The sequence below is a fragment of the Phyllobacterium sp. CCNWLW109 genome (assembly GCF_037203905.1).
Classification (GTDB): domain Bacteria; phylum Pseudomonadota; class Alphaproteobacteria; order Rhizobiales; family Rhizobiaceae; genus Phyllobacterium; species Phyllobacterium ifriqiyense.
Genome location: NZ_JBBCBK010000004.1, coordinates 887,481 through 912,244 on the forward strand (window position 1 = coordinate 887,481; position 24,764 = coordinate 912,244).

The window sequence follows — 24,764 nt, forward strand, 5'->3', positions numbered from 1 at the left end:
CCCGGGGGGAGCAAGTTTCCCCGGGGGAGAAAGTTAGTCGATGGCCGATCCGATCTTTTATGAGTCACTGTCAAACGTAACCATTGGTCAGATCGCCGATCTGACCAATGGCGTTCTTGTGGACAGTTCTCTGGCCAACCGGCCAATTTCCCGTTTAGCCTCGCTAAATGATGCCGGTCCTGATGCACTCGTTTTCGTTGAAAGCAGAAAAAGTGCATTGGATTTGAGCGGTCTGAATGCCGCTTGTGTGCTCTGCACCGAAGAAGTCAGACCCAGCATACCAAAAAATGTCGCGATCATTGTCACGCGCCACCCACAGCAGGCATTTGCCGCTATCGGACGTGCGCTTTATCCGAATGCTGTCAATGCGCATTTGTGGAGCGGGCAAACCGGCATTTCATCGCATGCTATTGTTCATGAAACTGCTGAAATTGAAGACGGCGTAACAATTGAACCGGGTGCAATTATCGGCAGTCATGTGTCCATAGGCTCCGGCACTGTGATTGGCGCCAATGTGGTCATTGGTAATGGCTGCAAGATTGGACGCGATTGCTATGTTGCCCCAGGTAGTTCCGTTCAATATGCATTTCTCGGCAATCGGGTGCTGCTGCATCCAGGCGTGCGCATCGGACAGGATGGATTCGGCTATGTGCCGGGCAAAGCCGGTCTTGATAAAATGCCGCAACTTGGCCGCGTGATCATTCAGGACAATGTGGAAATTGGCGCAAATACGACCGTAGATCGGGGTGCTTTGGCTGATACTGTCATTGGCGAAGGCACGAAAATCGATAATTTGGTGCAGATTGCCCACAATGTGCAGATCGGCCGCCATTGCGTTATCGCGGCGCAGTGCGGTATTTCCGGCAGCGTCATTCTCGGCGATATGACGCGGCTTGGCGGCAGTGTCGGAATTAAAGATCACGTCACGATTGGGGCGAGTGTTGAGATTGCCGCGGCAAGCGGCGTTATGAATGATATTCCGGACGGTGAGAGATGGGCTGGAGCGCCTGCCCAACCGTTCAAGCAGTGGTTCCGTGAGATTGCCAGCGTTCGCGCCATGACCCGGACCAAGAAGGAGAGCAGTTCAGATGACTGATGCCATAAAAACAGAGAGCCTTGGCGTTGCGGATATCCAGAAACTTCTGGCCAATTTGCCACATCGCTATCCGTTCCTGTTGATCGACCGGATCGTTGATATTGACGCAGACAGATCAGCGACTGGGATCAAGAATGTCAGCATCAATGAGCCGCATTTTGCCGGACATTTTCCGGAACTGCCCATTATGCCTGGTGTGCTGATCATCGAAGCTATGGCCCAGACTGCGGGTGCTATTGTGTTGTTCAACAATGGTAGCGGCAAGCCTGGTCAGGTTTTCTTCATGACCATCGATAATGCCAAGTTCAGAAAGCCGGTTGTACCGGGTGACCAATTGAAATTGCGCGTCACAAAGCTCAAGCAACGCGGCAATATCCATAAATACGCCTGCGTTGCCGAGGTGGACGGATTCAAGGTCGCCGAGGCCGAAGTTGCGGCCATGGTTAGCTTCCCTGTTGAAGAGACCGGGGTTTAATGTCGAGCATTCATCCCACGTCCATCATTGAGCAGGGCGCAGAAATCGGCGAAGGCGTAACCATCGGCCCGTTTTGCCATATTGGTTCCCAAGCCGTTATTGGCGACAATGTTAGTCTTCTCAGCCATATCGTCATCATGGGGCCAACTACGCTCGGAGATGGCTCTAAAGTCTATCCCAATGCGGTGCTTGGCGGCGAGCCCCAGAATACCAAACATAAGGGTGGGCATACCACCCTTGTTATCGGCAAGAACTGCGTTATTCGCGAAGGCGTCACTATGCATCGCGGGACTGATGGGAGCCGCGGCATCACGACGATCGGCGACAATTGCATGTTTCTGGCTTATTCCCATGTCGCGCATGACTGCATCATCGGCGATAATGTTACGTTTTCAAACAATGTCATGATCGGCGGTCACGTCACTATTGGAAACAATGTGATTATTGGCGGCGGTGCGGGTATTCATCAGTTTGTACGTGTGGGCCATCACGCCTTTATTGGCGGCCTCGCGGCGTTGGCCAGCGATCTCGTGCCTTATGGCATGGCTATCGGTAATCATGCTTATCTTGGTGGTCTTAACATTATCGGGATGAAGCGCTCGGGCATGGCGCGGCCTGAAATCCATAATTTACGCCATGCCGTGCGCATGCTGTTCGATCGGTCGAAATCGATCAAAAATCGTGCCGATGATGTTCGTACCGCATTTCCGGAATCGCCTGCCGTGGCTGATCTCATCGATTTCATCAGCACCGACACAAAGCGCGCCTTCTGTACACCGCCGCTCGATTCTGCAATCGAGATCAGTGACAGTGACGTCAGCTAGAGCGAAGAAATCTCCAGAGCCGATTATTGGCCGCACCGCCATCGTAGCGGGTAATGGTTCTCTGCCGGTCGCAGTTGCAGCCAGTTTGCGAAAGCAAGGCGCTAACCCTTTGATTGTAACAATCAAAGGGGAGGCTGATCCTGAACTTTATGCCGGCGAGCATGCCGAGATATCCATTGTGGAACTTGGCGGGTTGATGAGAATCTTGAAAGCGGAGAACATCACAAATGTTGTTCTTGCTGGTGGTATTCGGCACCGGCCGGAGTTCAGTGCCGCACTTAAGCCCGGAAACGGTAATCTTGTGGCGCTCTATCGGTTTATGCGCGCTTTCAGGCTTGGAGATGATGGGTTGCTCCGGGCTGTCATCTCGACAATTGAATCCTATGGTTTTCGCGTGCTGGGAGCGCACGAAGTCGTGCCTGATATTCTCGCGCCGGCGCCGGGATGCATCACACGTAAGAAACCTACTCAGGAAGGACATGAGAACATCGAAGCCGCGCGTAAAGCAGCGATATTGATTGGTTCTCTGGATATTGGTCAGGCGGCTATTGCCGTAGGCCGGCGCGTCGTGGCGCTGGAGGGCGTCGAAGGGACGGATGCGATGCTGCAGCGTGTGGCCGACCTGCGTGAGGCAAAGCGGATAAACCGCAAAGGTGGTGTCTTGGTCAAATGTGCCAAGCCGCAACAGGAGGTTAGGGCGGATCTCCCTGCTATTGGTGTGAGCACTGTTGAAAACGCGGTGAAGGCCGGTCTCAGCGGAATTGCGGTGGAAGCTGGCCGCACCCTTATACTTTCCTACGAAGATACCCTTGCCGCTGCCAATGCGGCCGGCCTGTTTATCCAGACTTTTGAGCAGGAGAAAAGCTGATGACAGCTCGAAAAACACTGCGTCTGGCTATCATAACCGGTGAGGAGTCCGGTGATCAGTTGGGAGCCGATCTGGTCAGGGCGCTGCGCAAAAATTATGATGGAGAGATTACGCTGACCGGCGTTGGTGGCGACCATCTTTCTGAGCTTGGGCTTGATAGCCTGTTTGACCAGCACGAGATAGCGCTTGTCGGGCTTAGTGCGATCATACGCAAATTGCCTCAGTTGGTTCGCCGGATATCTCAACTTGCTGCCTCAATTGTCGCTGCAAAGCCGGATTGTCTTATCATTATCGACAGTCCCGATTTCACGCACCGCGTGGCACGCAAGGTGAGGGCCGCTGATCCATCCATCCCCATCGTTAATTACATCAGCCCATCCGTATGGGCTTGGCGTCCTGAGCGTGCGAAGGCAATGCGCTCGTACATAGATCACGTTCTGGTTATTTTGCCTTTTGAAGTACAGGCATTAAAGGATCTGGAAGGACCCCCATCCACCTATGTCGGGCATAGGCTGGTTTCCTATGCGCCGCTGCTGGAAGCAGCCGAAAAAAACCGGGCACGAAATGCGGGACTTGGCGATCGAGATATCAAGAATATCCTGATTTTGCCGGGTTCGCGAAGATCGGAAATCGCCAGTCTGATTGATGTATTCGGTGAAACGGCAGGATTGCTGGTGAGCCGGGGCAATCGCATAAATGTCACTATACCGACATTGCCCCGGGTTGAGACAATGGTTCGTGAATTAACGGCAAACTGGACGGTCCGCCCGAATATTGTTGTTGGTGAAGCCGAGAGGCTGCGCGCTTTTTCGCAAGCAGATGCAGCGCTTGCCGCGTCGGGCACGGTATCGCTTGAATTGGCGCTGGCTCGCATACCAACCGTACTTTCCTATAAGGCGGATTGGCTAGCGCGCACTTTTCTTGCGCCACGTATCAAAATATGGAGCGCCGCGCTTCCCAATATCATAGCCGATGAACCTGCTGTGCCTGAATATTTCAATATATTCGTGCGCGCAGGATCACTTGCCCGCCAAGTTGAGCAATTGCTGATGCCAGGTCTGCGGCGTGACGCTCAGCTTGAGAGTTTCGACAAGATCAGCCGATTGATGCAAACGGATCGGCCTGCCGGCGAAATTGCCGCTGAAAAAGTTCTTGAGCTTGCAAAGCGATAATTGCCGTTCATAACTCAAGAAAAAGGCGCCATCTGGCGCCTTTTTCTTTGTCTTCATTTATTTGCGATTTTCAACGCTCACATAATCACGCTGCGTTGCGCCAGTATAAAGCTGGCGCGGACGGCCAATCTTCTGAAGTGGATCTTCGATCATCTCTTTCCACTGGGCAATCCAGCCAACAGTACGTGCAACAGCAAACAGCACTGTGAACATGGTGGTGGGGAAGCCGAGCGCCTTCAATGTGATCCCGGAATAGAAATCGACGTTTGGATAGAGCTTCTTTTCGATGAAATATTCATCAGTTAGCGCAATCCGTTCAAGCTCCATTGCAACGTCGAGCAAAGGATCATCCTTGATGCCCAGTTCTGCCAGAACCTCACGGGTGGTCTGCTGCATGATCTTGGCGCGCGGGTCATAGTTCTTATAGACGCGGTGGCCAAAGCCCATCAAGCGGAACGGGTCGTTCTTATCCTTGGCGCGGGCAATATATTCAGGAATACGATCAACAGTGCCAATTTCACCAAGCATGGTCAGCGCAGCCTCGTTGGCTCCGCCATGGGCTGGACCCCAAAGGCAGGCGATGCCCGCTGCAATACAAGCAAACGGATTTGCGCCCGACGAGCCTGCAAGGCGGACTGTCGATGTCGAGGCATTCTGCTCGTGGTCAGCATGCAAAATGAAGATGCGATCCATTGCACGGGCAAGCACGGGATTTGGAACGTAATCTTCGCAAGGCACTGCAAAACACATGTGTAGGAAGTTGGTTGCGAAATCGAGATTGTTCTTCGGGTAAACGAAGGGTTGACCGATATGATATTTATAAGCCATGGCGGCCAGCGTCGGAATTTTTGCGATCATGCGGATCGATGCGACCATGCGCTGATGCGGATCGGAAATATCTGTTGAGTCGTGGTAGAAAGCCGATAGGGCGCCTACGCAGCCGACCATGACTGCCATTGGATGCGCATCGCGGCGGAAGCCGCTGAAAAAGCGCGACATTTGCTCGTGCACCATGGTGTGGCGCGTCACGCGAAAATCAAAATCAGCCTTCTGGCTCTTTGTCGGCAGTTCGCCGTAAAGCAGCAAATAGCAAGCTTCCAGAAAATCGCCATGTTCGGCGAGTTGTTCAATTGGATAGCCGCGATGAAGCAGTACACCCTCGTCGCCATCAATATAGGTAATTTGCGACTCGCAAGACGCTGTCGAGGTGAAGCCCGGATCATACGTGAATGCGCCAGTGTTCTTGTATAGAGTCCCAATGTCTACGACATCCGGTCCGATGGTCCCCTTTTTTATGGGTAAAGCGAATGCGTGACCATTGAGATCGATGTTTACGCTGTTCTCAGACATTGCCGTTCCTTTCTTGCTTTGACTTGCGCTGAACCAGCGCAAAAGCACCTTCCTCAAATGAGGTTATTTCCGTGATTTTTGCAGGCAGTGCACCGTACCCGAAAGGCATAATGTTGCAATGCAAAATTCGATGAAAAGCGCCTCACTATTGCGCTTTTAACTGATCCTCTATCCGACCGAGTGATTCATCCCGGCCCAGCACAGCCAATACGTCAAAAACTCCCGGAGACGTTGCCTTTCCCGTCAGTGCGGCACGTAGTGGCTGAGCGATCTTTCCGAGTTTCAGGCCGGTTTTTTCAGCATGAACACGAACAGCCGCATCAAGAGCTTCGGCGTTCCAATCACTAACTGCAGCCAAATCGGGCAATACGCCTCGAAGGACGGTCAAACCTTCCTCATTGAGCAGGGTGGAGGCTTTTTCGTCAAGCGGGAGCGGTCGTTCAGCAAACAGATATTTGGCACTGTCGGCAAGTTCCACAAGTGTCTTGGCGCGCTCTTTCAAGCCGGGCATGGCGGCGAGAAGCTGTGCCCTGGTTGTATCATTCAAGCGGGAAATTATGTCAGCCCCACCTTCGATCTCCGGCAAAACGTCGATCATGGCCTTTACCAGATCGGCATCGCTGGAAATTCGCATATAGTGACCGTTAATCGCCTCGAGTTTCTGAAAATCAAAGCGTGATGCGCCGCGATTAATGTCGGATATTTCGAACCATTCGATCATTTGCGCATCGGACATGATCTCGTCATCGCCGTGGCTCCAGCCTAACCGTACGAGATAGTTCCGCAGAGCTGCTGGCAAATATCCCATGGCACGATAGGCTTCAACGCCGAGCGCACCGTGGCGCTTGGAGAGTTTTGCACCGTCTGCGCCATGGATGAGCGGGATATGGCCCATGACAGGCACGGCCCAGTCCATTGCGTTATAAATAACAGTTTGCCGTGCCGCATTGGTCAAATGATCATCGCCACGGATAATGTGCGTGACGCCCATATCGTGATCGTCGACGACGACCGCATGCATATAGGTCGGGTTGCCATCCGAGCGAAGGATAATGAAATCATCAAGGTCTTTATTGGGAAAGCGCACATCGCCTTGCACCTGATCGCGCACCAAGGTTTCACCCTCTTGGGGTGCTTTGATACGAATGACAGGCTTCACGCCAGCAGGGGCTTCCTTCGGATCGCGGTCGCGCCAACGGCCATCATAGCGGGGCGGGCGGCCTTCGGCACGGGCCTTTTCACGCATTTCCTCCAGTTCGGCCTGTGATGCATAGCAATAATAGGCTTTGCCTTTGGTAACCAGTTCTTCAGCTACGTCGCGATGGCGCGGAGCACGATCAAATTGGGAGACAACCTCGCCATCCCAATCAAGACCAAGCCATTTCAATCCATCAAGTATGGCGGTTACAGCTGCTTCGGACGAACGCTCGCGATCGGTATCCTCAATGCGCAATAACATTTTCCCGCCAGTATGCTTGGCATAAAGCCAGTTAAACAGGGCTGTACGGGCGCCGCCAATGTGCAGAAAGCCGGTGGGCGAGGGAGCGAAACGGGTAACGACAGAAGATGACATAGGGTCTCCAGGGCAGTTCGGGCTATTAGTCGAACGTCCAATCGAATTGATTTGGCGTTGATGTACCATAGCGGTGCTGTCGTGCAAGGGCATTGGCAGAAATGGGGATCAATGGCCGAACCGTCAACCGACGAGAAAACGAGCGAAAGGCTTTTCTGGTTTCAATCGGAAAGTCTTGGACAGCCGCTTGTCAAAACGTCTGGCACCGGAACGATCGATCATTATGGCGTTGGCTCGAATGACCGCGTCGCCGTATTCAAACGGTCAGTCGAAGGTAAGCTGCAAGCCATTGCCCATGGAATTCCGGCGGCAATCAACGACGAGATTGCGCGAGGCGCGAAATTCTTGTTTTTGCCGGTGTTCGCTGGAACTGGAGCTATCCTTTATTTCGGCGCAAGCGGAGAGCCAAGACTAAGTCCGATGATCCTGGGAATCACGCTGCTTGTCGTATTTTATCTGCTGGCACACAACAGACCTTCGATAAGGATGGTCTGTCTCGGCTTCATGGCAATCACGGCGGGCATGGTTTGCGCAAAGCTGGAAACCAACAGAGCAGCGACGCCTATGCTTGGGTCTGAAGTGACGACCCGGGTGACGGGGCGTATTTCAGCATTGGCAAAGGATGCAAACGGAGGATGGCGGGTGATCCTTGACGTCATAGGCACCGAACGTCCTTCATTGCGTTATGGACCGGAGCGTATTGCGGTTTCTGCACGTCATTTGCCGCGAGATTTGAGCATTGGCGATGGACTCAAAGCACTGGTCCATCTGCGTCCGCAATCGGGCCCGGTTCGGCCAGCCAATTATGATTTTGCCTTTAACAATTATTATCGCGGCATTGGAGCCAACGGCTTTTTGCTGGGCCTGCCTCAAAAAGCCGATGTCGCGCCAAAGGCCGGAATAGCAGCAGCGGCATTCCTGACAATTAGCAATATTCGCCAGCAACTCACCCATCGCATATTGAAAAGCATTAAAGGGGAGCCGGGCGATATTGCGACATCGCTGGTGACAGGGCAGCGCGACGGCATAAGCGAGGAGACCAACAATGCCATGCGCCGCAGCGGCTTGTCACATATTTTGTCCATATCCGGCTTCCATATGGCATTGGTGGCTGCAATCAGCATAGGTTCGCTGCGCGCTGTATTCGCATTCTTTCCAAGTGCATCGGCCCGCTATCCCGTCAAGAAACTCGCGGCTGTCATCGCCCTGTTTGGCTCGGCATTCTATCTTCTGCTTTCAGGCGCCGACGTTGCCGCACAACGCAGCTTTGTGATGCTGGCAGTCATGTTGCTTGCAATGACCGTTGATCGCGCGGCGATATCGATGCGTAATCTCGCAATTGCCGCCTCAATTACAATTGCGGTTTCACCACATGAAATTCTCGGACCAAGTTTCCAGATGTCCTATTCAGCAACTGCTGCCCTTATAGCTTTCTATGGCTGGTGGTCACGCTACCATTTGAGACGAGGCCTACGGAAACAGACAAGTGCCAAGGCCGGCATATGGCTGTTTCCATCAAAAGCAACGGCCTATATTGGCGGCATTGCCATGACCTCGCTGGTTGCTGGCGGAGCCAGCTCGATCTTTGCTGCCTATCATTTCAATAATACCGCTCCTTTTGGCCTTGTCGGAAATGCCTTGGCGCTACCAATTGTCTCAATTCTCGTGATGCCCTTCGCAGTGCTTGGCCTGCTCGCCATGCCTTTTGACCTCGATTGGCTTCCGTTTAAAATCATGGGATGGGGCATCGAGATTGTTATCGCCATAGCAAAAGCCGTGGCGTCGCATTCACCAAGTGGAAATCTTGGGCTGATGTCCGAAACTTCGCTTATTCTTATGGCGATAGGGCTTTTGCTTCTTCTATTTCTTTCAACGTGGTTGCGCCTGCTTGCCTTGCCATTGGTAGCATTGGCAATTGGTTTGACGGGACGGGCATCCTATCCTGCGATTATGGTCTCAGAAGACGGAAAACTGGTCGCGTTAAGAACGGACGACGACCATCTGGCGATCAATAAACAAGCAGGCAGCGCCTTCAGCCTCGATAATTGGCAGTTGGGGTATAGGGCCGGGCAGATTATTAAGCCGGCAATGAAAGGCGATGTTGCAAGCGGCGTTCAGTTCGAATGTAACAATAAGCTTTGCACTGCCCGGGAGCCGGGAGGATTAATCGTTGCCTATACCGATGATGCAACAAGAACAGCAGATGCATGCCTAGAAGGGGATATCATCATTTTGGCTTTTGCCGCGAGGGCTGCAAATTGTCCAAATGCTGGAAAATTGTTGCTTTCATCGCAAATGCTGGCGCTCAAAGGCGCTGCGGAGATCAGGTTTGATGCTCCACAATCTGACTCTGTCGAAGCCGATTCCACACCAGTTGGCACCGATTTGGCAAAACAAGAGCTTTCTCAACGCCTGAATTCGGTTGATATAAAATATGCGATTGGCACGCCCAACCGCCCTTGGAATAATTACCGCATCTATTCCCGCGCCGCGCGCAATCTTGAAGAGCGGCAACTATCCAAGAAACCACCGGATACAGGCAAGAAAATGTAGTTCGGCGTTTATGGTAGTCCTAAACATTTTTCGCTAGCTGCCATTCTGTGGCTGTTCGAATGGAGCCTACGAACAAAAGCACACCGTCCAGCGAAGCGTAAACGCCATCAATATCTGCGTATCAGACCGACCAGCTTGCCCTGTACCTGAACGCGGTCCGGTCCAAAGATGCGGGTTTCATAGGCGGGGTTTGCTGCTTCGAGAGCAATGGATGCACCTTTTCGGCGAAAACGCTTCAACGTTGCTTCTTCATCATCCACGAGTGCCACAACGATTTCACCGGGGCTCGCGGTATCTCCGCGCTTGATAACAACAGTGTCGCCGTCAAAAATACCCGCTTCGATCATGGAGTCACCTTTGACCTCAAGCGCATAATGCTCACCGCTGCCGATCATATCGGGCGGGAGATTGAGCATGTGAGTCTGGTTTTGAATTGCAGCGATCGGCACACCGGCAGCGATACGTCCCATAACAGGAATGCTGATCATGTTGGCAGCAACAATATCGGCAGTGCTTGCTTGCGGGCGAGGCGGCGCAACATTTCGTCCCAAACTGCCTTCAATAACGCTCGGAGAAAATTTGCGTTGCGCGTTCAGACCCGGCGCAATCGAGTCGGGCAGGCGAAGCACTTCCAGCGCCCGTGCCCTATTTGCTAGCCGACGAATAAATCCTCGCTCCTCCAGTGCGGTAATCAGGCGATGAATGCCGGATTTGGATGCGAGATCAAGTGCGTCCTTCATTTCATCAAAAGAAGGGGGAATGCCCGTTTCCTTCAACCGTTCATGTATGAAGAGCAGAAGTTCATGTTGTTTGCGCGTCAGCATAGGGGCGATCCTTAAGTGTGGAATCGGAAAAACAAAACCAGAACAAACACTATATGTTCCAGTTGTGTTCCACAAGGATTAATATCTGGTATAAACCAGCCCTATATGCCCAATTACTCTGAAAATCAGATGGAATGACGCAAAATATGGGCCTATCCGCCTATCGGAGGACCGCTCGACTGGCGTAATGTGAGTTCCACGGGCCATAATTCATGAATATTGTCCACGGGTTCGCCATCAAGGACGCGCACGAGCATTTCAGCGATTCTCGTGGCGGCGGAGCGCATTGATGATCGTGTGGTGGTCATGGATGGAACCATGTTGCTGGCATTGAGATATGGAAAGACATCGTCATGGGTGATGAGCGATACTTGTTTGCCCAACTGATAACCCTTGTTGCGAACTGCACGTGACACGCCCAAAGCGGTCATCATTGATCCTGCAATGATTGCTGTCGGTTGCGGAGTGCATGAAAGCAGCCGTTGCGTTTCACGAAAGCCGATTTCATCAGAGAAGTAGTCGTGTACGATGAAGCGCGGGTCGATTTCGACGCCGCGTTCGCTTAGCGCTTGGCGATATCCGAGCTCGCGATGCTCAGAGAACGTAAACCCTCTTAACCCGTCAATCATGGCTATATGCCGATGTCCAAGGTCGAGGAGGTGGCTTGCGGCCTGATAGAATGCGCCCTGATTGTCGATATCCAGCCAGGCATGGGGCCTGTCTATGTTCGTACGGCCATGCAGAACAAAAGGAAAGTTTGCATCGATCAGCATGGATACGCGCTCATCGACCAAAACAGGCCCGGAGACGATGATCGCATCAACCCGTTTGCTCGAAATCAGGCGCTTATAAACCGAAATCTCGTCATTATCGACAATGGGACTGAGCAGAAAATCAATCTCGTCCCGGGAAAGGCGCTCCGCCAAACCGGCAAGAAATTCCGCGGTATGAGGCCCAAATCGCTGGCTGGAATCTGCGGGGATAACCAGGCCGATAGCACCGACACGGCCCATGGCAAGCCGCCGGGCATTTGCATTCGCACTATAGCCAAATTTCAATGCCGCTTTATTGACGCGCTCGCGCGTAGCCTCATTCACTTCCGGATAACCGTTCAGCGCGCGGCTAACGGTCGTCTGGGAGAGGTTGAGCTTTTCAGCGAGTTCTTTCAGCTTCATGCCGGACGGTCCAAAACTGTATTCCTATCTGCGTCGTTCGATGTCTTTGCCTTCGTAATATAATCATACTTCAAAGCGCTTTAAATGATCTGCACAATTTTATTTGCCTGATTAATGGCGTTCATAAACTATTTATTGACATTCGTTTTGCGTTTTGACACCTTTTATCCAAAGCGCTTTGGATAGGTTAATTTCACTATCTGATGTGCTTGAGGAGGATCGTCAACTGGGGATTGAGTGCCGTCCGGCATGGGTTGATCCATCAAATATTTCTGGGAGGATTTATGAAAAAGAGTTCAGTTTTGGCGGGCATCCTGCTTACAGCGCTGTTGTCTTCAGGTGCCTATGCAGCCAATCTTTCTATTGTTTACAGCTCGACCGGCAATGAAAATGCCGAGTTGCGCAAGCAGCTTGACCGCTTTGAAAAAGAAACGGGCAACAAGGTTTCCATTGTGGCGATGCCATCAAGCAGTTCTGACAATTTCGGTCAGTATCGCCTTTGGCTTGCAGCCGGAAACTCGGATATCGATGTCTATAAGACCGATGTGGTTTGGGCGCCTCAGCTATCAGAGCAATTTCTCGATCTGACCGAAGCGGCAAAAGGCGTGGTCGACCAGCATTTCCCGTCGATCATTGAAAGCCAGACAGTGGACGGCAAATTGGTTGCCCTGCCATTATACACAGATGCGCCAGCACTTTATTATCGCAAGGATCTACTCGAAAAGTACAAGAAGCCGGTTCCCAAGACATGGGATGAGATGGCTGCGACCGCCAAGGAAGTGCAGGATGGCGAGCGCCAAGCCGGAAACAAGGGAATGTTCGGATTTGTGTTTCAGGGAAATGCCTATGAGGGTTTAACCTGTAATGCATTGGAATGGATAAAATCATCCGGCGGCGGCCAGATTGTTGAGGCTGACGGTACGATCTCGGTCAATAATCCGGAGGCGGTTGCTGCGATTGATCGTGCCAAAGGCTGGATAGACACCATATCGCCAAAGGGTGCGCTGGCCTATAAGGAAGAAGAGTCCCGCGGGGTCTGGCAGACAGGCAATTCCGTCTTCATGAGGAATTGGCCTTACGCTTATTCATTGAGCCAAGGCGCTGACAGCGCCGTCAAAGGTAAGTTCGATGTTGCGCCGCTGCCCGTGGGAAAAGAGGGCGAGAAATCTGCCGCAACGCTGGGCGGTTGGAATGTGGCTGTTTCAAAATATTCCAAATCACCGGATGAGGCCATAAAGCTTGCTTTGTTCCTGGCAGATGAAAAGCAGCAAAAGGAAATGGCAATCAATATTTCTCATTTGCCGACCATCAAATCGCTCTACGATGACAAGGATATCGCTGCGGCGCAGCCTTTGATCCCATTGTGGAAGCCGGTTTTTGAAACGGCTGTTCCACGACCGTCTGCTCCGACAAAGGTCAAGTATAACGAAGTCTCCTCAATGTTCTGGAGTGCTGTTCACGACACATTGTCCGGAAATGGCACCGCCGCTGAAAACATTGAAGTACTTGAAGCCAAGATCGCCGAGCTTCAGGGAGGTAGCTGGTAGTTTTCTGCCAGCATAAGGGCACGGTGCGAGCGGTTGGAGGCCTCCTGACAACCCGCTCGCACCGACTGCCTGAGTTCACATCCCGATGTTTTTCCTGGGCAGGAATTCAAACATGACCTCAACAGCATTGCGATCAGATCTGTTACGCCAGCGATCCCGCTCGGCTCAGCTTTTCCTCATACCGATGATCATTGCTTTAGCAATCGTGGCTGGCTGGCCATTGATCCGAACCATCTATTTTTCCTTCACTGATGCTTCGCTCACAAATATGGGGGAAGCTAAATGGGTGGGATTCAAGAACTATCTTTCATGGGTCCAGCTGAAAAGCGGGCGCACGCTTTATTCCGGCCTGCTCGTCGATCCAGCATGGTGGAATGCAGTCTGGAACACAGTACGCTTTGCCGTCATTTCAGTGGCGCTTGAAGCCTTTTTCGGAATGATTATCGCCCTCGTGCTGAACGCCGAATTCAAGGGCAGGGGCATTGTCCGCGCAGCAATTCTTATACCTTGGGCGATACCGACTATCGTCTCTGCCCGCATGTGGGGCTGGATGCTGAACGATCAGTTCGGCATTCTCAATGACCTTTTCATGCGCCTTGGCTTTATCGACAATCCAATCGCATGGACCGCAAGTTCCGATACGGCAATGATCGCCGTGTTGATCGTGGATGTATGGAAGACCACACCTTTTATGGCGCTTCTGATCCTTGCAGGTCTGCAAATGGTTCCGAACGATGTTTACGAGGCTGCCAAGATTGACGGCGTCCATCCCGTAAAGCAGTTCTTCCGTATAACGCTCCCTCTCGTCAAACCGGCGCTGATGGTCGCAATCATCTTCCGGCTGCTTGATGCCATGCGTATTTTTGACCTGATTTATGTCCTGACGCCAAACAGTGCTCAGACGAAAACCATGTCGGTGCTGGCCCGCGAAAATCTCATTGAATTCGACAAGTTTGCCTATGGCTCGGCGCAATCGACGCTGCTTTTCGTCGTTATTGCTCTCATGACCATTGTCGCAATCTGGGTCGGCCGAGTTCGGCTGGATGGGGGAGATCGCTGATGCCCGTAGCTATCAAGAATACAGCATTTTATGCGCTTGTGGTGCTCATTGTCCTGTTTGCGGTGTTCCCATTTTACTACGCGATCATCACGAGCTTCAAAACGGGCAGTGCGCTTTTCACGATTGAATATTGGCCGACGTCATTTTCCCTGGCCAATTATGTCAGTGTTATCGAAGCGGGCAGCTTTCCCCGCAATCTTCTGAATTCGCTTATTGTCTCCGGCCTCGTTGTAGCCTTGTCGCTGCTTATGGCGGTTACGGCAGCCTTCGCTTTGGCGCGTGTGCGGTTTCGTGGCCGCTCGCTTCTATTGCTGACAATTCTTTCGGTTTCCATGTTTCCGCAGATTGCAGTGCTGGCGGGGCTGTTTGAGGTTATCCGTCTCCTCGGGCTTTATAATACATTGTGGGGTCTGATCTTCTCGTACACGATCTTCACATTGCCTTTTACCGTGTGGGTGCTCACCACATTCATGCGCGATCTGCCGATTGAAATCGAGGAGGCAGCTATTGTTGATGGTGCCACGCCTTGGGTGATCATCACCAAAGTATTCCTGCCGCTCATGTGGCCAGCGCTGGTAACAACAGGCCTTCTGGCATTCATCGCTGCTTGGAATGAGTTTCTGTTTGCCTTGACGTTTACATCGTCCACGGAAACGCGAACGGTTCCCGTCATCATTGCACTTCTATCCGGCGCCAGTGCTCACGAGGTACCGTGGGGTCTGATCATGGCTGCGTCCGTCATCGTGACGGTACCGCTGGTGGTTCTAGTGCTTATTTTCCAACGCAAGATCATTTCCGGTCTCACCGCCGGCGGCGTCAAAGGCTAGAGCCTTGCGCTCAGGGGAGTTTCAAAAATGACAGTTATTCGTTTGAACAATGTACGCAAATCCTTCGGTACCTTTGATGTGATCAAGGGCGTGGATCTCGAAATCAATCCTTGCGAGTTCATGGTTTTCGTGGGGCCGTCCGGCTGCGGAAAATCGACGCTCCTTCGCTTGATCGCAGGGCTTGAAGACATCACCTCCGGCACGCTGGCTTTCGACGAGAAGGTTGTAAACAGCCTCACTCCATCGCAGCGCGGCATCGCCATGGTGTTCCAATCCTATGCGCTTTATCCGCATATGACTGTTTACGACAACATGGCTTTCGGGCTGAAGCTGGCAAAGGGTGGCGCGGACGAAATCAAGCGCCGGGTGAACGAGGCGGCGGAAATGCTGCAAATCACCGATTACCTCGACAGATTGCCCAAACAACTCTCAGGAGGGCAAAGGCAGCGCGTCGCCATTGGCCGGGCGATCGTGCGAGATCCGAAAGTATTTCTCTTCGATGAGCCGCTTTCGAACCTCGATGCCGCATTGCGGGTGCAAACGCGTCTTGAAATCGCCAAGCTCCACGCGAAAATGCATGAGACGACGATGATCTACGTCACGCATGATCAGGTGGAAGCCATGACGTTGGCTGATCGCATCTGTGTATTGCGTGATGGCAATGTGGAGCAGGTCGGTACGCCGATGGAGCTATATGAGAAACCGCAATCGACTTTCGTTGCCGGATTTATAGGATCTCCAAAGATGAACTTCCTGACTGAAAAATTCGCCGATGCCTATAAGGCGCACACGCTTGGGGTGCGTCCGGAGCATCTTGAAGTTCGGGAAAAGGCTGGCACTTGGGCTGGAAAGCTCATCCATTCTGAAAATCTCGGTTCTGAAAGCTATCTCTATATCGATATTGGCGCAAAGGAACCGCTTGTCGTTCGTCAGGACGGGAAGCCAAGCCGGCAGCCGGGGGATCTTCTCCATGTTTCGCCCATCAACGACAATGTTCACCGCTTCGACCAATCGGGCTACCCGGCCCGGGCATGAAGCAAAAGCAGCACACAGCATAAAGTAAGGAAATAATCATGCCGATTCGTACGCTCGTCTGGGGTGAAAACGTTCACGAGCATATCAACAAGACCGTTGCCGACATCTATCCGGAAGGTATGCACAACCAGATAGCCAAATTGATTGGCAAGGATGCCAATATCAGTGTGAAGACCACGACGTTGCAGGAACCCGAACATGGCTTGACCGACAAGGCACTTGAAGAGACGGACGTTTTGGTCTGGTGGGGCCATCGCGCTCACGGCGATGTTGCCGATGAAATCGTAGAGCGTGTTGCAAAGCGTGTTTGGGAGGGAATGGGCCTTATTGTTCTTCACTCCGGGCACTTTTCCAAGATTTTCAAGCGTCTGATGGGATCACCTTGCGCCCTGAACTGGCGTGAGGCAGGGGAACGCGAGCGTCTTTGGGTGGTCAATCCAGGACATCCGATTGCCAAGGGGTTGCCAGCCTATTTCGAGCTCGAGAATGAGGAAATGTATGGCGAACCGTTTTCGGTTCCAGAACCTCTGGAAACAGTTTTCGTGTCATGGTTTCAGGGTGGCGAAGTTTTCCGCTCGGGACTGACCTATCGCAAGGGCGCGGGTAACGTTTTCTACTTCCGTCCTGGTCATGAAACCTATCCTACCTATCATGATGAGACAGTGGGCCTGATCTTAAGAAATGCCGTCAATTGGGCATATAATTCCAATCGGTTCCCGCACATTACGGATGCTCCGAATGTGCCTGTAGAGAAGGCTCTGGAGCCTATCAAGGCTCGGGGTGGAAGTTTGCACGAGGCTGGCGAAGAAGGCTTCCGCTAGACCTCCAAGTACGATTAGAGATGATGAATATCGATCGCGGCGCTTGCACTCGGGGAGTGCAGCGCGCGTTTAAAGGACCGCAAGCATGCGTTTATTGATCCTAGGAACCGGCAGCATGGCCAATGCCCATGCAAAGAATTTCTCTGAAATTGAGGGGGTGACACTTGCGGGTGCTGTCGACGTGAACATCAATAGTGTCGAAGCGTTCCGCGAAAAATACAATATTGAGCGGGCCTTCACATCGCTCGATGACGCGCTTGCATGGGGTGATTTTGATTCGGTTGCCAATATCACGCCCGACAACATTCACTATGCAACCACTATGCAATGCCTAAGGGCTGGCAAGCATGTTTTCTGTGAAAAGCCTCTGGCCGTGAACCATCAGGACGCGATGGAGATGGCTCAGACGGCGGAAGCGGCGCATCTGGTCGGTATGGTCAACTTGACCTATCGCAATGTCGCGCAGTTGCAGGCTGCTCGCAAACTCGTGACCAGCGGTCAGATCGGGCAGGTCAAGCATGTCGAGGCTTCATATCTGCAAAGCTGGCTTGTTGCGAAAATGTGGGGCGAATGGCGCACTGAAAGTCGTTGGCTTTGGCGGCTGTCGAAAAAGCACGGCTCAAACGGAACTCTGGGCGACGTTGGCGTCCATATTCTGGACTTTGTGGTTTATGCCACCGACACAGAAATTGACGAAATATTCTGCCGGTTGAAAGCCTTCGACAAGGCTGACGGCAACAGAATCGGCGAATATGATCTTGATGCGAACGACAGCTTTACCATGACAGTCAGCTTCACAAACGGCGCGCTGGGCGTCGTGCATTCAAGCCGTTGGGCAACGGGCCATGTCAATGAATTGAGGTTGCGGGTCTATGGCGACAAGGGATCGCTGGAAATCCAGCATCGGCATGATGGCTCAAAATTGATGGTTTGCCTTGGCGACGATGTCGAAGCTGCAACGTGGAAAGAACTTGATGTCGAGCCGGTCTCAACAAATTATCAGCGTTTCGTTGAAGCGGTTGGACAGGGCAGAACATTAGAGCCGTCATTCCGCCACGCCGCAAAATTGCAAAAAGCAATAGACCTTGCCACGATCACGGAGATCGATCGCAAGGAACATCAGCTTGAAGAAAACTCAGCGTAGCAACATCACCTTGCACATGGTTCCGGCCCTGAGGGCGGGGGCATGTGGTTCGCGGATGATAAGGCATTCGGCATCGCTCAAAAACTTCAGCATTGACGAATCCTGCAAGGGAAAAGGCGTGGCTGTGAGCGTGCCGTCGGCATTTCGTGCAAGCGTGGCGCGCACATAGTCCTGACGTTGATCATTCGTGTCCATGTCACGACCCAAAACTGCTGCACGCAGGTTGGGGTGGTGCTCCAGCCCAAGCATCGCGCGGATCAGCGGTACCAGGAAGATGTGACCGCATATCAAGCTGGATACGGGATTACCCGGCAGGCCCAGAATATTCATGTCGTTCAATCGCCCGAACATGAGTGGCTTGCCGGGGCGCAAAGCAATCTTCCAGAAATCGAGTTTCATGCCCTTGGCAGCTAAAGCAGGCTGAACCAGATCATGATCACCAACGGATGCGCCGCCGAGCGTTACTAGAATATCCGCTTGAGCTACCACGGCGCGGTCTACAGCCTCGCTCAAAGCTTCCAGTCGGTCTTCTGCTATGCCAAGATCAATAGGCAAACCACCTGCCTGGCGTATGATTTCGGCCAGACCAAAAGTGTTTGAGGCAATGATCTGGTCGGGCCGGAAGACTTCGCCGGGATTCACCAATTCATCGCCGGTTGCAAGAACTGCAACTTTTGGTTGCCGATATACCCGCACTGCGGGATAATTTGCTGCGGCAGCCAGTGCAAGGGCCGAAGGATCGAGCGTCCGGCCATTTTTCAACAGCAGATCACCTTCCTGAAAATCCAGTCCCGCCTTGCGAATATTTTTGCCGAGGGTAATCGTCTCTTTGATTTCGACTTGGGAGCCGTGGGCAATGGTATTTTCCTGAATTACCACGCTATCAGCACCAGCAGGAACGGGCGCGCCGGTGAAAATTCGAACAGCCTCTCCAACGCCCAACGAACCTTGAAAGGCATGACCCGCTGCAGATTGGCCAATCAGTTTCAAGTTGACGGGGACGTTTGCAATATCAGCAGCGCGAACAGCATAGCCATCCATCGCCGATGCGGCGAAGGGCGGTTGTTGTCGTTTCGCGTAAAGGTCTTCAGCCAGAACACGCGCCCCGGCTTCGCTTAGCGGAACTGTTTCCGCATCTGTTCTGACAGCGGCACCGACGATGCGCGACAGGGCTTCATCAACGGGGAGGAGTCCAGCCATTTAACGCTCGCTGGCAGCAATATTGGCAGACCAATCGCCGGATTTTCCGCCGGTTTTCTGCAAGAGCCGAATGTTTTGAATATTCATGCCTTTGTCCACGGCTTTTGCCATGTCATAAATCGTCAGACAGGCCACGGAAACAGCGGTTAGAGCCTCCATCTCAACACCCGTCTTGCCCGTCAATTTAACGGTCGCAGTGACGTGCAGACCGGGCAATGTCTCATCGGCTTCAATATCGATCGATATTTTGCTCAACAGCAGTGGATGGCATAGCGGGATGAGTTCGTGCGTCTTCTTGGCGGCCATGATGCCAGCGATGCGTGCGGTGCCGATAACATCGCCTTTGGCGGCATTGCCGGTCTGGATAAGCTTTAGCGTCTCTGGGAGCATGGAAACAAACCCCTCAGCTGTTGCCAGACGCACGGTTTCAGTCTTGTCGCCAACATCCACCATATTGGCTGCGCCTGTCGCATCGAGATGGGACAGTTTGGAGGGCGTCATGCGGCATCCGTTTGCGATGTATTGCCGAATAGAAGTGATTTGGTTGCAGCTGTTACGTCGACTTGACGCATCAGGCTTTCGCCAACGAGGAATGAGCCGATATTGGATTGTGCCAACCGCCGACAATCGTCATGAGTGAACACGCCACTTTCGCTGACAAGGAATTTAGAGTCCGGCACCATGGCAGCCAGTCTTTCTGATACAGCCAGATCAACTTCAAAGGTGCGCAGATTGCGATTGTTGATACCCAGAAGCGGCGAGGATAGTTTCAGCGCGCGCTCCATCTCTGCTTCGTCATGAACCTCGACAAGTACGTCCATACCGAGCGAGAACGCAGTTTCTTCAAGCGCAATCGCCAGATCGTCAGTCACGCTGGCCATAATGATCAAAATGCAATCAGCACCCCAGCTCCGCGCTTCATAGACCTGGTAGGTATCGAAGAGAAAATCTTTACGCAGGGCAGGGAGCTTCACCGCAGCACGTGCTGTCTTCAAGAATTCCGGCGCACCTTGAAATGATGGGCCATCGGTCAAAACCGAAAGACATGCTGCACCGCCAAGTTCATAGGCTTTTGCCAAAGCAGGCGGATCAAAGTCTGCCCGGATCAAGCCCTTGGATGGGCTAGCCTTTTTAATTTCGGCAATCAGGGCAAATTCGCCCTTGGCGCGTTTCGACTTCAGAGCATCGAGAAAGCCACGGCAGCTATCTTGATCGGCGATATAGGCTTTGAGATCTTCCAGCGACGCGGTGGCCTTTGCGGCTGCGATTTCCTCGCGCTTATAGGCCTCAATCTTGCGAAGAATATCTACCATGGTCAGGCAACCCTGCTGTTTGACACTTGGACGAGATTTTTTAGCACATTTCGCGCCGCGCCGCTGTCAATGGAATGAGCGGCCATCTCAATACCAGCCTTCAGATCGTTTACAGCTCCGGCTATTACAAGTCCTGCACCGGCGTTGAACAGTGTGATATCGCGATAGGCGCCATGTGCCCCATCCAGCACGGAAAGCAAGGAAACAGCATTCTCATCGGCTGTTCCGCCTTTCAAGTCCTGGGGGTCGACCCGCCTTAGACCAAACGTTTCCGGTTCAATTTCGAAAGTGCGGATTGTACCGTTTTCGAGCGCGGCGACCTTCGTCACCCCTGCGGTGGTGATTTCATCCAGACCGTCGCCATGCACCACCCAAACCGACTGAGAGCCGAGATTTTTTAGCACATGCGCAATTGGCTCGACCCATTCGGGTGCGTAGACGCCAACCAATTGACGTTTTACGCCTGCCGGATTTGTCAACGGGCCCAAAAGGTTGAAAATAGTACGTGTTCCAAGCTCAACGCGCGCAGGGCCAACATGCTTCATCGCCGGATGATGCATGGGCGCAAACATGAAGCCAATCCCCGCCTGCTCAATGCAGGTTGCTATGAGTTCTGGACCAATTTCGATGTTGATACCAAGCGCCGCTAGAGTATCGGCGGCCCCTGATCGGGATGATAACGCCCGGTTGCCATGTTTTGCGACCGGCACCCCGGCTCCTGCAGCGACGAAGGCAGCACATGTCGAAACGTTGTAGGACCCTGACTGATCACCGCCGGTGCCAACAATATCAATCGCGTCGACGGAAGTGGCAACCTTGAGCATCTTCGAGCGCATGGCAGCAACGGCGCCTGTGATCTCATCAATGTTTTCACCGCGAACACGCAAAGCCATCAGCAGCGCACCAATCTGGGCCGGGGTAGCCTGTCCCGACATCATGATGTCGAAAGCTTCAACCGCCTCGTCTTGGGAAAGTGCGTTGCCGGAAGCGGCAATACCAATGAAACGCTTTAGCTCAGCCATTATTCACACATTCTTACCGGGCGAGCGCCTGATCGATGACTGTCTTGTTGACTGTCACCGGATAGACGGTCTGCAATTGCGCTATCAACTGGTCGAGGAGATCATCTGCAAGACGCGAACCAAATGCATCTTTCTCCGCGGCTGTAAGAGATTCAGGACCGACATTGGCGGGTTCGATTGCCTCGGTAACCTTAAAGATCAACTTCGATCCATCGCTTGCCGATTCACTCATTCCAACCAAGCCCTGAGGGCCATCGAAAACAGAATCTACGCCACCTTCACCGAGGTCAGCATCCTTGCTTTCGCGCGTAATCCCCCGCTTGGTTTCCTTGGTGAATTTGAACTCAGTGGCAATGTCGTCGAGTGACGTTCCATCCGCAACGCGCTTGCGAACTTCCTCAGCTTTCGCATTCAGCTGTTTTTCAAGTTCGGCTGTCTTCCAATGCTCGATGACCTTGGCTTTAACTTCGTCCAATGGCCGTTCACGGGCTGGCGTTACGCTGTCGACATCGTACCAGAGATAGGCATTCGTGCCGAGGCTGAACGGCTCATTGTCAAAACCGACATCAGCCTGGAAAATTGCGGCCATCTGGTTTTCATCAAACGGCAAGTTTGGAACGTCTTTTTCGTCGGGCGAGCGACCATTCTGGTCCACCGCATCGATCGTTACCACCTTCAGGTTTTGAGCTGCGGCAGCTTCCGCCATGGTCTGGCCATCAGCGCGCGCATTTTCGTAGGCGTCATGGACATCCGCTACGGCATTTGTCGCCTGTACAAGGGCAATATTCTCACGAATTTCTTTTTCAACTTCAGGAAGCTGCTTGACTACTTCAGGTGTGACCGCAGTGACGCGAACAATCACAGGACCAAACGTTCCCTTCAATACGTCGCTTACGCCATTGGCTTGAAGCGCGGAGATCGGCTCGGCGATGGATTGGTCGGGCAGGGCACTTTTCGGGAATGTGCCAAGATGCACATCATTCATGCTCTTGCCTTCGGCCTTGACCAAATCCTCGAAGCTCATGCCTGTTTTAAGTTTTTCCAATCCGGCTTTCGCGGCAGCTTCGTCGGCAAATGACAGCTGTTCGATAGTGCGCGTTTCCGGTGTGGAGTAGCGGGCAATGTTCTTTTCGTACTCTGCCTTTATCTCTTCAGGCGTTACCGTTGCCGGGTTTGCAATATCCGAGGCCTCAAGTTTGACGTAGCTGACCTTGCGGTATTGCGGCGCGCCATAGACTTCTTTGTTGGCTTCGAAATATGTCTTCAGGTCCGCATCACTTGGGTCGGCAACGCTTGAGACGAAGTTTTTCGGCATAGCTACATATTCAATGGTGCGCGATTCGCCTTTGTAAATAGCGATGGCTTTAACCAGCGTTTCTGGAGCCTTGATCCCGTCTGCGACAGCCTCGACGATCTGTTGGCGGCGTGCAACCTGGGCGCTATTGTCCAGATAGTTTTGCGGCGTCATGCCAGCATTGCGCAGAACGGCGTCAAACTGTGCGCTGCTGAACTGTCCGTTTGCGCCCCGAAATGCGGGATCTTCGGCTGCAAGCTGGGCCAAACGGTCTTTTGACAGACCCAAAGACATCTTGCGGGCCTGCTCATCAAGCAAGGCGCCGGCAACAAGCCGCCCCTGGACCTGATTGCTAATGCCGATGGCATCAGCCTGTTCGCGTGTCAGCCGTTGACCAAAGCGTTGCGACAATGACGCAAGCTCGCGGTCATAAGCCAAGCGGTAATCGAGGGGCGATACTTCGGAATCTCCCGCCTTGATGGCAGCATTGCCGTTAATGGCGCCAAGCAGGGTGCTCGACGCGCCCCAGCCTATAAAGCTGAGTCCGAGAAGAGCGAGAAGCAACTTGGCTACCCAGGTCTGGGCAACATTGCGGAGGGAGTCGAGCATATTAAAGTCACCGTATTAAACGAAACGCAGTTGAATCCTAGCGGGAATAGCGTGATGCAAAGCTTGTGTCGATTGCTTTATCAAGTGAATTTGCTAGTCAGGCAATCAAAGACTTCAGAAAATCGCCCAAACCATGACTTTCGTGACTTAAGGAAGAGAAGATGACCCCCAATATTCGCCCTCTCGTCGCCGGCAACTGGAAAATGAATGGCATGGGAGATCAGCTTGATGAACTTCGCGTGATCATTAATCGTCCCAACTCGGCAATCGGCGAAAAAATAGATGCTCTCATTTGCGTGCCTGCAACGCTTGTCTGGCGAGCTGCGCAATCCGTAGAGGGTGAGAAGTTGAGCATTGGTGGTCAGGACTGCCACGCAAAGCAGTCTGGCGCTCATACAGGCGATATTGCTGCCAGCATGCTGAAAGACGCGGGAGCATCGCACGTCATCGTCGGTCACTCGGAGCGCCGCACCGACCATGGCGAGACCGATGCCATCGTCAATGCCAAGGCGCGCGCTGGCTGGGAAGCTGGTCTTACTGCCATTATTTGCATCGGAGAAACCGAGTTGCAGCGCAAAGCAGGTTCGACGCTGGAAATCATCGCGACGCAACTTGCTGGGTCAGTTCCCGATAATGCCACCGCCGGAAATACGATTGTCGCCTACGAGCCCGTCTGGGCAATCGGAACCGGACTGACACCGACCGCCGAAGACGTGCGTGAAGTCCATGCATCTATTCGGGTGGCATTAAGCGATCGCTTTGGTGATGAGGGCAAGGTAATGCGCATCCTCTATGGCGGGTCGGTAAAACCATCCAATGCTGTTGAACTTCTTGGTATAGAGAATGTCGATGGCGCACTTGTGGGTGGTGCGAGCTTGAAAGCACCGGACTTTCTAGCCATCTGTGAAGCATATCATTCGCTCTAAGCGTAAAACCGGGCTTGGTTTATCGACCGATACGGTGTAAAGAGCCGCGTCCGACA

At 52.8% G+C, this 24,764-nt stretch carries 22 protein-coding genes; 13 read left to right on the top strand and 9 right to left on the bottom strand.

All coding sequences use genetic code 11. The features are described from left to right. Window positions 1-40: 40 nt before the first annotated feature. The 5 genes from lpxD to lpxB are packed head-to-tail and all read left to right on the top strand — an operon-like array spanning window position 41 to window position 4,435. A complete protein-coding gene (gene lpxD / locus V9K92_RS19705; RefSeq protein ID WP_337354730.1) occupies window positions 41-1,096 on the top strand; it encodes a UDP-3-O-(3-hydroxymyristoyl)glucosamine N-acyltransferase in 1,056 nt (351 codons plus the stop codon). After that, a complete protein-coding gene (gene fabZ, locus V9K92_RS19710) occupies window positions 1,089-1,571 on the top strand; it encodes a 3-hydroxyacyl-ACP dehydratase FabZ (protein ID WP_115053016.1) in 483 nt (160 codons plus the stop codon). Before lpxD ends, fabZ begins: the two co-directional genes overlap by 8 nt. Further along, the gene (lpxA, locus tag V9K92_RS19715) at window positions 1,571-2,395 is read left to right on the top strand and encodes an acyl-ACP--UDP-N-acetylglucosamine O-acyltransferase (protein WP_337354731.1); all 825 of its coding nucleotides are present in this window, start codon (window positions 1,571-1,573) and stop codon (window positions 2,393-2,395) included. Before fabZ ends, lpxA begins: the two co-directional genes overlap by 1 nt. Then, entirely contained in the window at window positions 2,376-3,263 is an 888-nt protein-coding gene (locus tag V9K92_RS19720) for an LpxI family protein (protein WP_443094477.1), read from the top strand. Before lpxA ends, V9K92_RS19720 begins: the two co-directional genes overlap by 20 nt. Next, complete coding sequence (lpxB, locus tag V9K92_RS19725) at window positions 3,260-4,435, top strand: lipid-A-disaccharide synthase (protein WP_443094485.1); 1,176 nt, start codon at window positions 3,260-3,262, stop codon at window positions 4,433-4,435. The genes V9K92_RS19720 and lpxB overlap by 4 nt, the downstream gene beginning before the upstream one ends. A 57-nt stretch (window positions 4,436-4,492) precedes the next feature. Here the strand turns inward: lpxB and gltA are convergent, their stop codons facing one another. Together gltA and gltX are read right to left on the bottom strand one after the other, a co-directional pair. Continuing rightward, complete coding sequence (gene gltA / locus V9K92_RS19730; RefSeq protein WP_115053020.1) at window positions 4,493-5,785, bottom strand: citrate synthase; 1,293 nt, start codon at window positions 5,783-5,785, stop codon at window positions 4,493-4,495. A 145-nt stretch (window positions 5,786-5,930) separates the two neighbouring features. Next, window positions 5,931-7,358, bottom strand: a complete 1,428-nt coding sequence (gltX, locus tag V9K92_RS19735; RefSeq protein ID WP_115053021.1) for a glutamate--tRNA ligase — start codon at window positions 7,356-7,358, stop codon at window positions 5,931-5,933. Between the two features lie 111 nt (window positions 7,359-7,469). Here gltX and V9K92_RS19740 point away from each other — a divergent pair, with 111 nt between their 5' ends. Beyond that, a complete protein-coding gene (locus tag V9K92_RS19740) occupies window positions 7,470-9,911 on the top strand; it encodes a ComEC/Rec2 family competence protein (protein WP_336440069.1) in 2,442 nt (813 codons plus the stop codon). A gap of 107 nt (window positions 9,912-10,018) precedes the next feature. Here the strand turns inward: V9K92_RS19740 and lexA are convergent, their stop codons facing one another. Further along, window positions 10,019-10,735 carry a transcriptional repressor LexA gene (lexA, locus tag V9K92_RS19745; protein WP_115053023.1) on the bottom strand — a complete coding sequence of 239 codons (717 nt, stop codon included), beginning with the start codon at window positions 10,733-10,735 and terminating at the stop codon, window positions 10,019-10,021. A gap of 152 nt (window positions 10,736-10,887) precedes the next feature. Next, window positions 10,888-11,910: a substrate-binding domain-containing protein gene (locus V9K92_RS19750; protein WP_337354733.1), complete on the bottom strand. Its 1,023-nt coding sequence runs from the start codon at window positions 11,908-11,910 to the stop codon at window positions 10,888-10,890. Window positions 11,911-12,194: 284 nt separating this feature from the next. Between V9K92_RS19750 and V9K92_RS19755 the strand changes: the two genes are divergently transcribed. The 6 genes from V9K92_RS19755 to V9K92_RS19780 all read left to right on the top strand — a co-directional run bounded on the left by V9K92_RS19755 (window position 12,195) and on the right by V9K92_RS19780 (window position 18,344). Next, the gene (locus V9K92_RS19755; RefSeq protein WP_115053025.1) at window positions 12,195-13,457 is read left to right on the top strand and encodes an ABC transporter substrate-binding protein; all 1,263 of its coding nucleotides are present in this window, start codon (window positions 12,195-12,197) and stop codon (window positions 13,455-13,457) included. 112 nt (window positions 13,458-13,569) lie between these two features. After that, the gene (locus V9K92_RS19760) at window positions 13,570-14,517 is read left to right on the top strand and encodes a carbohydrate ABC transporter permease (RefSeq protein WP_115053026.1); all 948 of its coding nucleotides are present in this window, start codon (window positions 13,570-13,572) and stop codon (window positions 14,515-14,517) included. Further along, window positions 14,517-15,344 (top strand): ABC transporter permease subunit, encoded by an 828-nt coding sequence (locus V9K92_RS19765; protein ID WP_115053027.1) that lies wholly within the window; start codon window positions 14,517-14,519, stop codon window positions 15,342-15,344. The genes V9K92_RS19760 and V9K92_RS19765 overlap by 1 nt, the downstream gene beginning before the upstream one ends. A 27-nt stretch (window positions 15,345-15,371) precedes the next feature. Beyond that, complete coding sequence (locus tag V9K92_RS19770) at window positions 15,372-16,379, top strand: ABC transporter ATP-binding protein (protein ID WP_115053028.1); 1,008 nt, start codon at window positions 15,372-15,374, stop codon at window positions 16,377-16,379. Window positions 16,380-16,417: 38 nt separating this feature from the next. Next, complete coding sequence (locus V9K92_RS19775; protein WP_337354734.1) at window positions 16,418-17,200, top strand: ThuA domain-containing protein; 783 nt, start codon at window positions 16,418-16,420, stop codon at window positions 17,198-17,200. An 85-nt stretch (window positions 17,201-17,285) separates the two neighbouring features. Next, window positions 17,286-18,344: a Gfo/Idh/MocA family protein gene (locus V9K92_RS19780; RefSeq protein WP_115053030.1), complete on the top strand. Its 1,059-nt coding sequence runs from the start codon at window positions 17,286-17,288 to the stop codon at window positions 18,342-18,344. Here the strand turns inward: V9K92_RS19780 and V9K92_RS19785 are convergent. Genes V9K92_RS19785 through V9K92_RS19805 form a run of 5 tightly spaced genes read right to left on the bottom strand, consistent with a single transcriptional unit; the run spans window position 18,336 to window position 23,782 of the window. Then, the gene (locus tag V9K92_RS19785; protein ID WP_337354735.1) at window positions 18,336-19,544 is read right to left on the bottom strand and encodes a molybdopterin molybdotransferase MoeA; all 1,209 of its coding nucleotides are present in this window, start codon (window positions 19,542-19,544) and stop codon (window positions 18,336-18,338) included. The two genes, V9K92_RS19780 and V9K92_RS19785, sit on opposite strands and share 9 nt — an antisense overlap. Next, window positions 19,545-20,045, bottom strand: coding sequence for a cyclic pyranopterin monophosphate synthase MoaC (moaC, locus tag V9K92_RS19790; protein WP_337354736.1), 501 nt, complete (start codon window positions 20,043-20,045; stop codon window positions 19,545-19,547). Continuing rightward, window positions 20,042-20,857, bottom strand: a complete 816-nt coding sequence (gene trpC, locus V9K92_RS19795; protein ID WP_115053033.1) for an indole-3-glycerol phosphate synthase TrpC — start codon at window positions 20,855-20,857, stop codon at window positions 20,042-20,044. Before trpC ends, moaC begins: the two co-directional genes overlap by 4 nt. A gap of 2 nt (window positions 20,858-20,859) precedes the next feature. Beyond that, window positions 20,860-21,879 (bottom strand): anthranilate phosphoribosyltransferase, encoded by a 1,020-nt coding sequence (gene trpD, locus V9K92_RS19800; RefSeq protein WP_115053034.1) that lies wholly within the window; start codon window positions 21,877-21,879, stop codon window positions 20,860-20,862. A gap of 13 nt (window positions 21,880-21,892) precedes the next feature. Beyond that, a complete protein-coding gene (locus V9K92_RS19805; RefSeq protein WP_337354737.1) occupies window positions 21,893-23,782 on the bottom strand; it encodes a SurA N-terminal domain-containing protein in 1,890 nt (629 codons plus the stop codon). Between the two features lie 161 nt (window positions 23,783-23,943). On the opposite strand from V9K92_RS19805, the gene tpiA reads away from it, so the two are divergent. Further along, window positions 23,944-24,708 carry a triose-phosphate isomerase gene (tpiA, locus tag V9K92_RS19810; protein WP_115053036.1) on the top strand — a complete coding sequence of 255 codons (765 nt, stop codon included), beginning with the start codon at window positions 23,944-23,946 and terminating at the stop codon, window positions 24,706-24,708. Window positions 24,709-24,764: the final 56 nt, after the last annotated feature.